Consider the following 18421-nt stretch of genomic DNA (forward strand, 5'->3'; position numbering starts at 1 on the left):
CACGACCCGACGACACCTCAACCGAAGCCGCCACCAGATCCGCCAACGTCACATCCTCAACCCAACGATCCGTAACGTTCACACCCCCCAACACCAACCCACGCTCAACCACAGACTCCACGGCGAAAAGTTCCACTCGCCGATCCGGTTCTGCTACAGCAGTAGTCAAGACCGACTCGAACGCGTACATCAGACGGGAGGCAGTGGATTCCTCGAAGAGATCCGTGGCGTACGTCAGCTGAACGACGAGCCCGGAAGGTCGACCGTCGTTGTCGAACTGTTCCGCCGCGACAAAATCGAGGTCGACCTGGGTGCTCACCACCGTAGGTTCGATGCTCTCGATATGCAGCCCGTCGAGAGTCAATCGTAAATCGAGATGGTTCTGCAGCGCGAGACCGACCTGGAAGAGCGGTGAATACGACTGCGAGCGAACCGGATCGAGCAACTCCACCAGACGCTCGAACGGCACGTCACTGTGAGCGAAAGCCTGGAGGTCGGCGTCGCGGAGGCGGGACAGCAGGTCGAGGAACTGCTCATCTGGATCGACGCTGGTGCGCAACACCACGGTCCCGACGAACATGCCGACCACATCGTCGAGCATGCGTTCTCCGCGCCCGGCCGTCGGCGTCCCGACGGCGAAGTCGTAACTGCCGGTGAACCGCGACAGTACAACAGCCAGAGCCGCGTGCAGCACCATGAAAGGCGTCGCGCGATGCCGTCGAGCCAAATCGGAAATCGCCTGTTGCAGGACAGGTTCGAGATGAGCGTTCAGAACCGATCCACGACCGGAAGCCACCGCGGGGCGGGGCCGATCCAACGGGAGTTCGAGGACGGAGGGCAAGCCGTCGAGCATGTCCGACCAGAACGCGAGCTGGCGCGAGATCAGCGAGGTCGACGATTCTTCCGAACCCAACATCTCGAGCTGCCACAACGCGTAATCCGCGTACTGCACCTCGAGCGGCGACCACGACGGCTCCACCCCTCGGGTCCGCGCCTCGTACGCCACCATCACATCACGCGTCAACGGACCCATCGAGAAACCGTCACCCGCAATGTGATGCACCGACATCGCCAGCACGAACTCGAACTCGTCGAGCTGGAACAGATGAGCTCGCACGGGAATTTCGGACGTGACGTCGAACGACGCACCGAGCACCTCGACCAGCACGTCGTGGAGCGAATTCTCCTCAATGGCAATGACATCGAGGATCTCGGGAACCTGAGGTGCCTCGACAATCTCTTGGTATCCCATCCCGTCGTACTCCGGGTACACAGTTCTCAAGATCTCGTGACGGGCGATCACGTCGGCGACACTCACGCGCAGCGCCTCGACATCCAGCGGACCGACGAATCGAAGAACCACCGGGATGCTGTACGCCGACGAACCGGGATCGAACCGGTTGAGGAACCACATACGAGTCTGCGCCGGTGAGAGCGGAATCCTCACCGGTCTCGGCTGCGAACCCAGCGCGGGTCGCCGCGAAAGCTCGGCAGTTTCCACTACTGCAGCCAACGCTGCGACGGTGGGCGACTCGAAGACCACACGCACGGGCAGGTCGGTGCCCACCGCGGCGTTGATCCGTCCGAGCAACCGAGTCGCACTGAGCGAATTGCCGCCGCGTTCGAAGAAGTCGTCGTCGACTCCCACTTCGTCGGTCTTCCCGTCACCGAGGATCTCGGCAAAAGCGGTGGCTACCGACAGTTCGGCAGGCGTGGTGGGTGCGCGGAATCGACGTGCCTCGAAGATCGGTTCCGGGAGCGCCTGTCGATCCACCTTGCCTGTACTCCCCAGGGGGAGGGCGTGGAGTGTCATCAGGACAGTCGGCACCATGTAGCCGGGCAGGGTGGCACGCAGTCGGGTCAGGATCACCGACTTCTCGACTGTCGAACCCTCGACCGCGGTAACGTAACCGACCAGGTGTTGCTCGCCGGTGGCTGACGTCGTGACCGTGACTACCGCATCCTGAATCGACGGCTCGGCGCGCAACGCTGTTTCGATCTCACCGAGTTCTATGCGGAAGCCTCGAACCTTGACCTGGAAATCTGCACGCTCGAGGTATTCGAGACTGCCCGCCGCATTCCACCGAACGAGATCGCCGGTTCGATAGAGGCGCTCTCCCGTTTCATTCGGATCGGCGACGAAACGAGTCGCGTTCTGCCCCGGATCCCCGATGTACCCACGGGCCAGCTGAACTCCGGCGAGATAGAGCTCACCTGCAACACCGACCGGAACCGGATGAAGGCGGTCGTCGAGTACATGCAATCGTGTGTTCCATGCGGGAGTTCCGATCGGAACAGTCGCCACGTCGACATCGCTCGTTCGGTGTGCCGTGACGCTGACCGCGGCCTCCGTGGGGCCGTACAGGTTGTAGACCTGCGCCGAACTCTGATCTCGCACATCCTTGGCGGTCTGTACCGGCAGTGCCTCACCGATGCACAGGATCCGGGTCAGAGAACTCGGCAGCCGACGCGCGGAGGCACTGAGCAGTGACAACATCGAGGGAACGGCATGCAGCGTAGTCACCTGCTCGCGCTCCATGAGCAACGTGAGGTAGTCACCGTCCTGCTGGGCTCCCGACTCGGCGAGAATCAGGCAGGCACCGGTCTGCAACGCCCACCAGTACTCCCAGACCGACAGGTCGAAGGTGGCTGCGGTTTTGACGAGCACACGGTCATCGACATCGAGAGGGAACTGAGCCTGCTTCCACAAGAGTTGATTGGTGATCGCTCGATGGGAGATCGCTACGCCCTTGGGCTTTCCGGTGGATCCGGAGGTGTAAATCGCATACGCGATGTTGTCCGTGTGCAGGGGTGCGAGGCGTTCTGTGTCCCGAACGGGCGACCCGTCGATACCGTCCAGCTCGAGTGTGTCGACGTCCACGACATGGTACGGCCCGTCGACTGAATCGTGAGAAGTGTTCAGAACAACGGCGGTCTCGGCGGATTCGAGTATGTGCGCCGTGCGTTCTGCCGCCTGATCCGGGTCGAGAGGAACGTAGGCTCCGCCCGCCTTCACCACCGCGTACATGCACACGACCAGTTCGACGGAACGCCGAAGATTGAGCGCAACAGTCACTTCCGGGCCGACACCGATTCCGATCAGATATCGCGCCAGGCGATTGCTTTCGGCGTCGAACTCGGCATAGGTCAGGCGACGGTCACCGAAAACCAGTGCTTCGGCGTTCGGTGTTCTGTGCACCTGGGCGTCGAACAGATCCGCGAGGGTTGTCTCCGGAACGACGGTGTTGGTGTCGTTCCACGTCTTGACGGTGGCCGCGATCTCTTCGTCGCCGAGCAGAGCGATGTCGCCTACCGTGACGTTCGCGTCATGACCGATCGAATCGAGCACGCGCAGCAGGCGATTGGCGAATGTCGCCACCGTGGATTGGTCGAACAGATCCGTCGCGTAGGTGAACGACGCCGACATCGCACCCGACTCCCCCGGGGTGACTGTCAGGTGGAGATCGAACTTCGCCGTCTCGACTGGGGCGCCAACTGCCGCAATCTGCAGTCCGGGTAGCGCGAACATCGTCGGCGTGAGGTTCTGGAAGGACAGTGCCACCTGGAACAACGGATGGCGTGCCGTCGATCTGACGGGATCGATGATCTCGACGAGCTTCTCGAACGGCAGGTCCGCATGCGCGAAGGCGGCGAGATCCTGATCGCGGGTGTGGTCGAGCAGTTCCGTGAACGGCGCCGCCGTGTTCACCTGGGTTCGAAGTGCCAAGGTGTTCACGAACATCCCCACGAGCGCGTCGAGCGACTCGTGTCCACGTCCCGCGATGGGCGAACCGATAGTGATGTCGGCGCTGTCTCCCAGCCTTGCAAGTAGTACTGCGAACGCGGCGTGGACGACCATGAACAGGCTCGAGCCTGATCCGGCGGCGAGATCACGCAGTCGATCGGCGGTGTCCGAGCCGATCGTGAAGTGAATCTCCTTGCCCCGATAGCTCTGACGGGCCGGACGCTGCCGGTCCGTCGGCAGATTCAACTGGTCCGGAATTCCGGCGAGCGTGGACGTCCAGAACTGTATTTGCGCCTGAGCAACACCTGAAGGTTCGGATTCGGTTCCGAGCAGATCGTGTTGCCAGAGAGCGTAATCCGCGTACTGAACGGGCAACGGCTCCCACTGCGGAGCGTCACCCGTAGAACGCGAGACATAGGCGCCCATGACGTCGGCTGCCAGGGGCCCGAGTGACGATCCGTCCGATGCGATGTGATGCATCACGACGGCGAGCACATGCTCGGTCTCGGAGATTCGATACAAAGCGGTCCGCAGCGGTACAGCAGTCGTCACGTCGAATCCGGCGCCGGCCAGAGCGAAGAGCCGTTCCAGCGCTTCGGCGTCGGTGACGTCGTGCTGAACCAGATCGAGATCCACCGACGACGCGGACAGGATCTCCTGACGGGGTCCGTCCGCGGTATCGGGATAGTAGGTACGCAACGACTCGTGACGTTCGACGACGTCACGAAGCGCAAGCGCCAATACAGACGCGTCCAGGGTGCCGCTCAGACGAAGCGCGAGCGGTAGGTTGTCCGTGGCAGCCGCGGCGTCGAATCGATTGAGGAACCACATCCGAGTCTGCGCCGGCGAGAGCGGAATACGTTCGGGTCGCGGTCGCGCTTCCAATCGAGGCTGGTCATCGCGTTCTGCCGAGCCCGCCAGCAGAGCCAGTTCTGCGACAGAGGGTGCCTCGAACAGCGCACGAACACCGAGTTTGACCCCGAACGAAGCGTTGACGCGGGCAATCGCCCGTGTGGCACTGAGCGAGTTTCCACCCAGCTCGAAGAAACTGTCTTCTGCTCCGACGGTGTCGGTACCGAGAACGTCGACGAAAGCACTCGCGACACGAATCTCCGCGAGTGTCGTCGGCGCCCTGAACGTCGCCGAGGCGATGAACGCCGGAACGGGAAGTGCTGCGCGATCGAGCTTCCCGGCCGGAGTCAGGGGTAGCGAATCCAGCAGGACGACAGCAGTGGGCACCGAGGCTCGGGGCAACACCGCTGCGACGGCGTCGAGGATGTGCTCCGCCGACACCGCACCTGTGACGGTGACATAACCGACGAGTTGATCGCCGAGAGAGTCATGTCGGTGAACGGTGGCAGCGGAGGCGATCACTCCGCGGACGGAGGCGAGAGCTGATTCGATCTCTCCCAGTTCGATGCGGAGCCCGCGAAGCTGAACCTGGGCGTCGGATCGTCCGCAGTAGGCCAGTTCGCCCTGGCCGGTCCAGGTGACCACGTCACCGGTCCGGTACATCCTCGCGCCCGGTGCCCCGAACGGGTTCGCGACGAAGCGTTCTGCGGTCAACCCCTCGCGTCGGTGATACCCGCGAGCCAGGCCTGGGCCCGACAGATACAGCTCACCCCTGACCCCGACGGGGACGGGATTGAGGGCGGAATCGAGGACCAGAACATGGGCGCCTTCGAGCGGTGTGCCGATCGTGACGGACGTGAGTGAACGGTCACCTCCTTGTACACCGTCACCGAACAGCGCCACAGTCTCGGGGAGAGCCCCGGTCTTGGTGATGACGATGGTGCTCTCAGTCGGGCCGTAGCTGTTGAAGAGTCGTGTCGTGTCGTGAAAACGGTCGAGCAGCTGTGGTGGGAAAACGTCGCCACCGAGCACCACGGTTTCGAGGTCGGCGAGCGTAGTCGCATCGACGGTCGTCATCGCCGCCGGCGCTGTCACCACGTGAGTGATGTGGTGACGCCGGATCACGTCGGTGAGTTCGTCACCGGCGATGACCGTCGGCGGAGCGACCACCATCGTCGCACCGGCAGTGAACGCGAGGATCATCTCGAACATCGAGGCGTCGAAACTCGCGGAAGACAGTCGCAATACCCGAGAGTCTCGCGATACCGCCAGATCGGTGCGGGTGCGGGCGGAGAACACGGACAATCCGCGGTGAGTGACGGCGACCCCCTTGGGGAGACCGGTCGAGCCTGACGTGTAGATCAGGTAGGCAACCTGATCGACGTGCAGTGGACGGATCCGATCGACATCGGTGACCTTCCCTGCGAAATATCGATCGAGATCGAGATCGTCGACCTCGATCGTGTCGATTCCGTTCGGAAGTGTCGGCGCCGTCACGGAGTCGGTGACGACGGCCCGCGCACCGGAGTCTCTCAGCATGTGAGCGATGCGCTCGTCGGGGTATGTCGGATCCACCGGAACGTACGTTGCGCCCGTCTTGGCCACGGCCCACAGCGCGAGAATGGATTCAGCCGATCGCGGAAGAGAAACTGCGACAGCCGTTTCGGGGCCTGCTCCGCGCTCGATGAGGAGACGAGCCAGCTGCGAGGATCGCAAATCCAGCTCGCTGTACGTCATCTCGACACACGACTCGGAGACGATAGCCACACTCTCGGATTCCGAATGCAGGGTCAGAAGATCCGCCAGGGTGCGAACTGTTGGCGCAGGCGGACCGAGTACGGACGTGAGCCTGGTGTATTCGTCCTCGGCCAGTACGTCGATATCAGCGACGGCCGTGTCGGGAGCCTCCACAATCTGCGCGAGAATCCGGTGGAACCGCTCCGCAAATCCGTCCACGGACTCGCCGGCGAAGAGATCTGTGGCGTAGGTCCAGGTGAGATTCATCGAATCAGCGTGCTCGACCATCGTGACCTGGATGTCGAACTTCGAGGGCACGACTGCGTTCTCCACGGCCTCGATCTCGAGGCCGGGCAGCGCGAATGCCGCAGTTCCCTCCTGCTCTTGCGAGAGTGCCACCTGGAATATCGGCGCGTGGGCCTGGGATCGAGGGGGTTGCAGAATGTCGATCAGCCGCTCGAACGGTAGGTCCGCATTCTCGAATGCAGCGAGGTCGGTGGCTCGCACCTGGGCCAACAAATCCAGGAACGACATCGCCGGCGTGAGACGGCTACGCAGGGCCACCGTGCCGACGAACATTCCGACCACGTCGTCCAGCGCCGGTTCGCCGCGTCCGGAAATCGGTGTCCCGATCACCACGTCATCGGTCGCGGCGAGGTTGGACAGAAGAACCGCGAGGGCCGCATGAAGCACCATGAATGGCGTGGCTCCGTGCGTGCGGCCCACCTGCTTCACAGCGCCGGTCATCTCGGACGTCAGCACCAGTTCGGTGCTCGCTCCGCGTAACGACGCAATCGCCGGCCGCGGGAAATCGGTGGGCAGTTCGAGAAGCTCCGGCGCTCCGGCCAACTGGTCACGCCAGTACTCGGCCTGCCTCGAAGCAACACTGGTCCGGTCACTTTCCGAACCGAGGACCTGGTGCTGCCACACGCTGTAGTCGGGATACTGAACTACCAGGGGGGTCAGCGACGACTCTGCTCCCGAACGGCGTGCCGAGTAGGCGAGAACCAGATCCCGAGCGAGCGGCGCCACTGACGCACCGTCCGCGGCGATGTGGTGAACCACGGCGGCCAGGATGTGTTCGTCGTCCGAGAGTTCGAACAGATTCACCCGCAACGGGATTTCCCGGGTGACGTCGAAGCCCTCGCTCAGAGCGCCGACAATCAGGTCGGCAGCCTGTTCGGGAGAAACCACCGTGTGACGGAAGGGTATGTCGGCATCTCCGAGAACGGACTGATAGGGCCCAGCTGCGTCTTCGGGGAAGATGGTTCGCAGGGATTCGTGACGAAGAAGGATGTCCGACAGCGCTTCTCGCAGAGCTGAGGAATCGAGCTGCCCGCGCAGGCGAAGGACGAGCGGGATGTTGTATGCGGGTGAGGTGGGATCGTATCGATTGAGAATCCACATTCGTGATTGCGCGGGCGAGAGCGGGATCCGATCCGGCCTGGGCCCGGCCGTCAGAGTGAGACGGGTACTGCGGTGTGCTCCGTCGACTACCGCAGCGAGCGCCGCGACTGTCCTGGCGTCGAAGAGGACCCGAACCGGGAGGGCAACCGAGAGTTCGGTGCCGACTCGTCCCATCACTCGGGTAGCGCTCAGCGAGTTTCCACCGAGGTCGAAGAAGTCGTCCACCACGCTCACCTGGTCGACATCCAGAACGTCGCCGAAGATCCGGCTGATCAACGTCTCCGTCTTCGTAACCGGTGCGACGAACGCGTTCCGATGCATCGTCGGCGCGGGTAGTGCTCGGTAATCGACTTTGCCGGCCGGTGTCAGCGGAATCTCCTCGACGACGATCACGGAGTCCGGAATCATATGTGCGGGTAGCAGACTGGAGACGAAGGTGCGTACTTCCTCCGGGTCCAGATGCTCACCAACGACGTACGAGTGCAGCCCGTCGGTCTGGTGTGCGGTCGTCACCGCAGTTCGCACGCCCGCGTGCACGGCGAGCACTGCGTCGATCTCACCGAGTTCGATGCGGAACCCACGAATCTTGACCTGTGAATCGCTACGACCGAGATACTCGAGTTCCGTTCCACGACGTCGCACGAGGTCGCCGGTGCGGTACATCCGCAGGCCCGAGCGTGCGGGATCGGCAACGAATCGCGCTGCCGTCAGGTCGCCGCGACGGTGGTAACCGCGGGCCAGTCCACGCCCACTCAGATACAGCTCACCTGTCACACCGTCCGGAACGGGACGGAGGCGAGAGTCGAGAACATGTGCGACGGTCCCGACAACGGGACCACCGATGGTGATCCGATCGGTCGCCGACATGGGTCCCGCGAGGGTAGCCATGACGGTGGACTCGGTGGGACCGTACGCGTTGAACATCTTTCGTGTCGGTGCCCACAGCGCGGCCAACGCAGCGTCGCACGCTTCACCCCCGACGATCACGACACCCAGATCGGGAACGTCCGCCGGTTCGACCGTGGCCAGAGCTGCCGGGGTCACGAACGCATGGGTGATCTTCGACGCGCGCATGAGATCTGCCAGCTCGGCACCGCCGTAAACTCCGGTGGGAACAACAAGCATCGCGGCGCCCGCACCAACGGCCATTGCCAGTTCGAGCACCGAAGCATCGAAGCTCGGTGAGGCGAAATGCATGGTACGACTGCGGTTGTCGAGTCCGTATCGTCGAACCTGTTCGCCGACCAACGCCGCCAGCCCCGCATGCGAGACGGCGACGCCCTTGGGAACGCCGGTCGATCCCGACGTGTAGATGACGTACGCGGTGTTGTCCATCCGAATCGGTGACGTGCGTTCGGAGTCGACGAGTCGAGCGTCGCCGACATCGGCGCGATCCAATGACACCGCCACGTCGTCGGTCAGCGTCAGGACTGCACCCGAATCGGTGAGCATGTGCTCGATACGCTCGGCCGGGTAACTCGGGTCGACGGGCACGAAAGCGGCTCCGGTCTTGGCGACGGCCCAGGTCGCGAGGACGGACGTCACAGATCGTGGAATGGCAATCGCCACTACCGATTCGGGACCGATTCCTTGCGCGACGAGTGCCCGCGCCCACCGATTGGTGCGCCGGTCTACGTCGTCGTACGAGAGTTCGAGGTCGCCGCACAGCAACGCCGAACCGCCGTTCGACCTGCTGACGCCGGCAGCAAGTATCTCCGGCAGCGTCAGTTCTGCCAGAGCGACCGTATCTGCAGCTTCCTGGCGTTCGATCTCTGGCATCGTCCGCAGATCGAGGTCGCCGACCACTGATTCCGGTTCAGCGACGACAGTGTCGAGAACGGCGGCAAACCGAGCCGCGATCTCGCGCACGGTCGGTTCGTCGAAGATGTCGACTGCATAGGTCCACGTCGTGGTCACCGACCCGTCCGGGCCCGGAGACGACACATCCAGTTGGAGATCGAATTTCGAGATCCTCGCATCCAACGCGACCTGAGAGACGGTAAGGCCGGGAAGCTGCACGGATGGAGTCGGAATATCGCCGGTGGCGAGTACTACCTGGAAGAGGGGGTGGTGCGCCGACGAACGAGGCGGGTCGAGCACCTCCACCAGACGCTCGAAGGGAATGTCGGCGTGGGCAAATGCCGAGAGGTCGGCGTTGCGGGTCATCTCGAGCAGTGCGCGGAAAGTTGCGGCCGGATCCACTTGTGTCCGAAGAACCACGGTCCCGACGAACATGCCGACGAGATTGTCGAGGGTCCGATCGCCGCGTCCGCTGACCGGGGTGCCGATCGCGATGTCGGTCTCCCCCGCCATCCGGGACAGCAGAACCGACAATGCGGAGTGCAGGACCATGAACGGTGTGGATCGAGTGCTGCGAGCCAGGGATTCCACGGCGCTGTAGGTCTGAGCGGAAACTGCCGACGACACCGTCCCTCCGCGATACGAGGCGACGGGCGGATGCGTTCGGTCCGTGGGGAAATCGAGGCGAGTCGGCACGTTCGTCAATGCGCCGCGCCAGTAGTCGATCTGCCGTGACGCCTCCGACCGCGGATCGTCCTCGTCGCCGAGAGAATCGATCTTCCAGAGCGTGTAGTCCGCGTAGTGGACACTCAACGGCGTCCACTGCGGCGCCTCGCCCGCCAACCTCGATGCGTATGCCGTCATCACGTCCGCGGCCAGTGGCTGCATCGACCACCCGTCGCCGCTGATGTGGTGAACGACCAGAACAAGAACGTGCTCTCGCCCAGAGGACCGCAGAAGCGCGACCCGCACGGGGACCTCAGTGGTGACGTCGAACCCGCTGCCGACCACTTCGCTGATCACCGCGACTGGGTCACTGACATCCACCGGTTCGAGATCGACCGGCACCTCGTCGAGAATGCGCTGGTACGGCCCCTGCTCCGAATCAGGATAGAGAGTTCGCAGCACCTCGTGCCGGTCGACGACGTCGCTGATCGCCTGGTGCAGAACCTGGACGTTCAGGTCGCCCGACAGCGAGAGTGCTGCTGCAATGTTGTATGCCCCGGATTCCGGATCGAAACGGTTGAGGAACCACATTCTCTGCTGGGCCGGTGAGAGCGGAATCCGTTCCGGTCGCTGCCGTGGAGCGAGCCCTGTGCCCGTGGGCCGATCACCGTCTGCGACAAGTTCAGCCAGCGCACCGACCGTCGGAGCATCGAACAGTTCTCGAACACCCAGCGAGGATCCCAGCGCCGAATTTATCCGCGCCACGGCCCGCGTAGCCGTGAGCGAGTTGCCACCGAGGACAAAGTAGTCGGCGGTGACGCCGATACGGTCCACTCCGACGAGCTCGGAAAAGATTGCCGCAATGGCTTTTTCGGATTCGGAGGACGGAGCGACGTATTCTTCTGCTGCCACATCCGGTTCCGGCAGAGCTCGCCTGTCAAGTTTACCGTTCGGACCGAGCGGCATCGACGACAAGATCACGAAGACGGAGGGGACCATGTATGTGGGCAACTTCGCCCGCGCATGAGCGGCGAGAAGCGCAGTGTCGGTTGCCGATTCAGCAGTGACGTAAGCGACCAGGCGATCCTCGTGTACGACGGTGACGGCGGAGAGAACACCCGTGAGTTCCACCAGGACGGCGTCGATCTCGCCGAGTTCCAAGCGCTGTCCGCGAAGCTTCACCTGAAAATCGGTACGCCCGAGATACTCGATCTCACCACGGGCATTCCACATGACGAGGTCACCGGTGCGGTACAAGCGCCCAGTGCCGAAAGGGTTGGCCACAAAGCGATCTGCAGTCAGATCAGGACGATCCACGTAGCCACGGGCGAGCTGCACTCCCGCGAGATACAGCTCTCCCGGAACTCCTATCGGGCTGGGCGTCAGGCGCTGATCCAGCACGTAGGTTCGAGTGTTCCAGACCGGAGCCCCGATCGGCACCGGGCCCGTTGCCGCGGAATCCGTCTCGTGGAACGTCACGTCCACGGCAGCTTCGGTGGGACCGTAGAGATTGTGCAGATCTGCACCGATTCGTTCGTGAAAGCGACTCACCGTCGCACGCGGAAGTGCCTCACCGCTTGCGAACACCCTTCGAACGGACTCGAGTTGCGAGAGATCTCCGTCGACGAGAAAGACGTCGAGCATCGACGGGACGAAGTGCAAGGTGGTGACACCTTCGCGAGCGATCAACTCCGACAGGTAACGCGCATCGCGGTGTCCGTCGGGTTCGGCTACGACCAGCCTCGAACCGGTGACGAACGGCCAGAACAACTCCCACACCGAAACGTCGAAGGTGGCCGGCGTCTTGTGCAGCACGACATCCCGAGGCGAGAGCGGGTATTGATGTTGCATCCACAGCAGGCGATTGACTATCGCACGATGCGAGACTGCAACACCTTTGGGTTTCCCGGTGGACCCGGACGTGAACATCACGTAGGCAACGTGATCCGGAGATACGTGACCGAGTCGCTCGACGTCCTCGATCCGGTCGGTGGAGTACGCCGAAAGATCGATCTCGTCGAGAAGCACCGGCTCGATCTCCGCAGGCAGAGATGCGGCATCGGCCGTCATCGACAGCACTACCGATGGTGCTCCTATGTCGAGCACGTGCCGGATCCGCTCACCCGGGTGTTTCGGATCGATCGGAAGATACGCTCCACCTGCGGCGATGACGGCGTGGACCGCGACCACGTAATGCGCACTTCGTTGCAGCGCGATCGCAACGAGAGACTCGGGCCCGACCCCACAGTCGACGAGGTGGCGAGCAAGAGAGTTGACCTGGGCACGGAATTCGCAGTTGCTGACCGTCGCGTCTCCGAAGGTCACTGCAGCACCGGACATGTCGGCGACGTCAGCGTCGGCGAAGATCAGATCGAGCAGCGTCGCATCGACCACAGGGTGGGAAGTGTTGTTCCACTCGTCGAGCACGAGCCGACGTTCGGCATCGTCGAGAGAGTCGATGTCCCGGATGCGGACACTCTCGTCGGTCATCGCAGCGAGTATCGATGCGAGACGTCCGCCCAGACGCACCGTGGCGTCGTGGTCCATTGCGTCGGGTGCGTACTCGATGGTGAGACGGAGGCTCGGTTCGAGGACGGTGACCAGCGCCAGCGGGTAATGAGTCGCGTCTGCGACCTCGATACCCGTGATGCGCATCCCGGCGATGTCCGTCGCGGATTCGAGCGCCGAACGATCCACGGGATACGACTCGAACACCGTCAACGTGTCGAACACCGCGCCGGCGCCCACCGCCGACTGCACCTCGGCAAGACCGACGTGATGGCTGTCGAGCAACCGGACCTGCTCGGACTGAACTTGTTCGAGCAGTTCGGAAACCGAACCGTCCGGGTCCACGCGGACGCGAACGGGGACGGTGTTGATGAACAGGCCGAGAATGTCTTCGACCCCGGTCAGCGACGCGGGTCGACCGGAGACGGTGGCGCCGAACACGACGTCGTCACGCCCGAGCATTCCACCCAGCAGCAGGCCCCATGCTGTCTGGACGACGGTGTTGACCGTGACCCCGGTGCGCTTGGCCAACGCGACGACGGCCTCGGTCGACGAGGCTTCCAGCGGGACGTCGACGTCCACGGGAACTGCGTGCACGGAGGATTCGGCGCGGTGCGGTGCGATCAGCGTCGGTTCGTCCGCCCCCGCCAGCGCGCCGGTCCACCGTTCCAATGCCTCGCCGTTGTCTTGTTCGGCCAGCCAGTCCAGATACGTGCGGTACGACCGAGCAGGAGCCGAGAGCGATGTGTCGGCGGCGTAGAGCGAAAGTAGATCGCGCACCAACAACGGCATGGACCAACCGTCGAAGAGAATGTGGTGATTGGTGACGATCAGGTGCGCGGAGGCCGAACCCTCGCGCACCAGAACTGCACGAAGCAGCGGAGGGGTTGAGAGATCGAAGGGCGTCGTACGCTCTCGTTCCGCGATGGCGTGCGGGTCACCCCCGAGCACCTCCCGCCACGGACTTGTCACGGAATCGAGAACGAGCTGTGCTGCAACGCCGTTCGAGTCGTAGACGAAGGCGGTCCGAAGCGCGGCGTGACGCTCGAACAGTCTCGAGAGCGACCGGTGTAGTCGCTCGCTGTCGACGATTCCAGCCAGCGACAGAACGATCTGGCCGGTGTAGACATCGACTGTATCGGCGGTGAGGCCGGCGTGGAACTGGAATCCGGCTTGCAGCGGCGAGAGCGACCAGATGTCCTCCAGGTGGCCGAACCGCTTCTCCCACAGTTCTATTTCGTCCTGTGACGTCGAGACCAGAGGCACGTCGGACGGCGTGAGACCGGCATGATCACCGACGGAGGCGACAATCTTCTCCAGGGCATCGCGCCACGACTGTGCAAGCTCCTCGACTTCTCCGGGTTCGAAGATGCCTTCGGGGAAGGCAAATGTCGCCGAAAGGTATTCGCCGTGCGGTCCGTCCACGACCGCGGCGTTGATGTCGATCGCACGGCTGACAGCGAGATCGCTTCCACTGCCGTAGTTGAGATCGATTCCGGCATCGGGAATCCAGCCGGCGGAACGCAGTTCGTCGCTGAACTCCGCGGTGGACAGTTTGCCCAGGTAGTTGAAACCGATCTGTGGCTCCGGACCGGTCAGCATCCCGGCACGGCGTAGCAGCCCGTACCCGATGCCGGACCCGGGTGTAGCTCGCAGCTGTTCCTTGACGGATTTCACGACCGTAGGTACGTCCGCTCCGAGTCCGGTGAGATCCATTCGGACCGGGTACACCGCTGTGAACCAACCGACGGTCCGGGACAGATCAGCGCCGGGCAGCACGTCTTCGTCACGTCCGTGACCTTCGAGCGCGACGAGCACGCGCTGCGATCCGCTCCAGGTGCGTATTGCCAGGGCCAGTGCGCTGAGCAATCCGTCGTTGACACCGCTCCGATAGTGCGACGGCACGGAGCGCAACAAGTGATCCGTCATGCCGTGGTCGATGTCGATCCGCACCCTACGGAGTGACGACCCCCGGTCCCGTTCCGCATCGAGTTGACGCGAACCACAAGGTGCAGCGGCGGAGTCGAGGACCTCTCGCCAGTACTCGAGTTCCGCCGACGGTGACACGTCGGCGAGTCCGTGCGACCAACGCCGCAGTGACGTACCGACGGGCATCAATACCGGTGTGCCACCGTCAATGATCTGTTGCCACGCAGCGGCGAAGTCGGGAAGCAGAATCCGCCAGGAGACACCGTCTACGACAAGGTGGTGGATGACGATGACCAAGCGGCCCGAACCGAGCATCGAATCGAGCCAGACCATCTGAACTGTGACGCCGCGGTACGGATCGAGCCTCGAGGCGGCGTCTGCGGTCGCCTCGGTGAGAGCGTCCTCGAACTCCGGGTTTCCGGGCGCCGCGTCGGTGACCGTTCGGCGAACCCATGTATCGACGGCACAGGTCGGGGCAATGTCGAGCCCGGAGTGGTCGGGCAGCAAGCGCGCACGGAGCGCGTCGTGCCGATCGACAACTACCTGTAGAGTCGCGACGAGACGCGAAAGATCTACTCCAGCAGGAACACTGACTGACACGGCTTGATAGAAGGCATCGATGCTGCCGGCCGTGCCCAGGATCTCGGTAGCGATCGGGGTCAGGGGGACAAACCCCACTCCCCCACCCGGCAATTCGTCGAGCACAACGGATTCATCTGCCGGACGCGCAATTTCGGCCAATCGAGCCACGGTCTTACGTTCGAACACATCGCGCGGGGTGAAGACGACGCCGGCTGATTTCGCTCGCGAGACGAGTGAGATGGCAACGATGCTGTCTCCGCCCAGTGCAAAGAACGAATCGTCGACGCCGACTCGCTCGATGCCGAGAACTGACGCAGCGGCGTCGGCGATGATGCGCTCGACCGGCCCGCTCGGTGCCCGGTAATTCTGGTCGGCCGACCGAAGTTCCGGTTCGGGTAACGCTTGGCGATCGATCTTTCCGGCCGGGGTCAATGGCACGTCGACCAGCGGCACCAACTGCGACGGAACCATGTGGGCGGGCAGGAATCGAGATGCGTGTGCGGTCAGAGCCTCTTCGTCGAGACTGTAGCCGGCCTTGATCTTCACGTACGAGTACACGGTGCCGCGAGCCAGCGTCACGACGACATCGACGGATTCATGCTGTGCGAGAACAGCGTCGATCTCACCGAGTTCGATCCGAAGTCCATTGACCTGCACCTGGAAATCGGAGCGGCCGACATACTCGAGCGAGAGTTCCGGAGTCCAACGCACTATGTCACCGGTGCGGTACAACCGAGTTCCGCCGCCGAGAGGGTCGGCGACAAAACTCGCAGCGGTCAGGGCCGAACGTGCGTGGTAGCCCTGAGCCAATCCGGGGCCACCGAGATACAGTTCACCGGCCACACCGACCGGCACTGGCCGCAACCAGCGGTCCAGAACCATCAGATGTGCGCCTTGAACGGGTGAACCGATCGTGATGGCGTCGTCGAGTGACAGCGGAGACGTCGTGGTGATGACGATCGTCGATTCGGTGGGGCCGTAGCTGTTGTAGAACCGGCAGATCGGGCCGAAGCGCCGAACCAGATCCGGCGGACACACGTCGCCACCGACAACGACCGCTTCGAGATCCGGGAGAACGGTGGCGTCCACAGTGCTCAGAATTGCCGGCGCGCTGATGATGTGGGTGACGCGCTCGCTGCGCAATAGTTCGGTGAGCTCGTCGCCGCCGAAGACATCGGACGGAGCGATGACCATCGTCGCACCGGCACTGAACGCCTGGACCATTTCGAAGACTGAAGCGTCGAAACTTGCCGACGAGAATCTCAGTACCCGCGAATGCACTCCGACGCCGAGTTCAGGACGACCCCAGGCGGTGAAATCGACCAACGCGTTATGCGTGACGGCAACACCTTTCGGCGTACCGGTGGACCCGGACGTGTAGATCAGATACGCGGTGTGATCGCTTCGCAACGGCGCCGTGCGGTCGGCGTCGCCGACAACGGACTCGTCACCGACATAACTGAATCCGTCGATCGAGATCCAGTCCGGATCGCCGGGCAAGAACTGTCGGACAGTCGAATCGGTCAGTCCTACAACAGCATTACTGTCCCGAACCATGTGAGTGATTCGTTCGATCGGGTACGCGGGGTCCACCGGAACACAGGCAGCGCCGGTCTTGGCAACCGACCACCACGCGACGACGGCATCGATCGATCGGGGCAGCGCGATCGCCACACCGGCACCGGGTCCTACTCCGAGCCGGATGAGCATTCGAGCAAGAACGGTGGATCGTCGATCGAGTTCGCGGTAGGTGAGCTGCCGAGCGCCACATTGCAGTGCGATCCCCTCCGGCGACGCCGTGACGCCGGTCGAGAGAATCGAGGGCAATGTCATCGGCTTCAGCGCGGCAGGTCCGCGCGCCGGAACGAGTGACATCCGTTCCTCGTCGCTCAGGATCTCGAGATCGAGAACCCGGGTGTCCGGCAGCGCGTCACCGTAGCGAATCAACAGGTCGACGTACCGACGAACGTGGTCGCTGAGGGTATCCGCGTCGTACAGATCGGGATTGGCCTCGAAATCGATTCTCGCCGCCTCACCCGACGCACTCGGATAGATGTTGACCGACAGGTCTTCCACCGGCCCCGTCGACAGCACGTGGAATCGACCGGTCACCGAACCCAGGACCACTTCGGGGTGAAAGTTCATGATGTTGATCGCGGGACCGAAGAATCCACGCTCGGCGCCGAGGCCTCGATCGCGTCGCATGTCTTCGGTGCGGTATCGCTGATGTCTGAGCGCACCGGTCAATTCCAGTTGGACTGCCGCGCTCAATTCGGCGACGGTGGTCCTCGCAGTCACCGAGACTCGTACCGGAACGACATTGGAGATCATTCCACCCGAACCACGCAGAACTTTGTTCGTTCGCGCGGTCACCGGCAAACTCAGGACCACGTCTTCGGTGCCGGTCACACTGGCGAAATAGAGCGCAAAGGCCGCTACCGCCACCACAGAAGAGAATCCGTCCGCGTTGACCATCGCATTCGCGGCGTCGAGTGGTCGTCCGACAACGACAGCACCCGCTGTGGCGTCCATCCGCCTGCCGGCCAGGCTCGAGGCTGCGGGAAGCTCCGCCGTCTTGGCTGCCCAGTAGTCCCGATCCCTGGTGAATCGCGGCGAACGGCGATATTCGGCCTCGGCCGCGTACACGGCACCAAGATCGTGGGCCGAGGATTCCCCGGCTTCGAGGCCGGCGACCTCCGCCGAGTACAACTCGGCGATGCGTGTCATGAAGTTCATGGCGCCGTAGCCGTCGAGTACCAGATGGTGGATCCGGCAGTACCAGTAATGACGGTTCGCGCCGACGCTCAGGACCGCAGATTTCACCAACCGATCAGTGAGTAGGTCGAAAGGGCGGGTGTACTCGTTCCGCATCCACTCGAGTGCGGCCGTCTCCGGCTCGAGTTCGCAGCTCAGATCGACGACCTCGACGCTCTGGCTGAGGTCGGAATCGATCTGCTGAAAAGGTTCGCCGTCCACCTCGAGGAGTTTCAGCATTCCGGAGCCGAACTCATGCGCTGCTGCGACGCAGGCCCTTTCGAGAACCGCAGCGTCGAGAGATCCGTCGACCACGACATACTGCGCGATCGTGATCGGCACATCGGTACGCAGTAGCTGGGCAAACCAGATTCCGCGTTGTGCGTTGGTCAGCGGAAAGGGCTCGAAACGTCGATCAGCATGCACAGCGTCGTTCTCTCA

The 18421-nt window shown here is 63.1% G+C and carries 1 protein-coding gene; it reads right to left on the reverse strand.

Annotation, left to right across the window (positions count from 1 at the left end):
• A partial coding sequence (locus G8767_RS13455; protein WP_166810445.1) for a non-ribosomal peptide synthetase occupies nt 1-18406 on the reverse strand: 18406 nt, incomplete at its 3' end.
• Nucleotides 18407-18421 lie beyond the last annotated feature (15 nt).

It is taken from the genome of Rhodococcus sp. IC4_135, from assembly GCF_011602025.1.
GTDB lineage: Bacteria > Actinomycetota > Actinomycetes > Mycobacteriales > Mycobacteriaceae > Rhodococcus_F > Rhodococcus_F baikonurensis.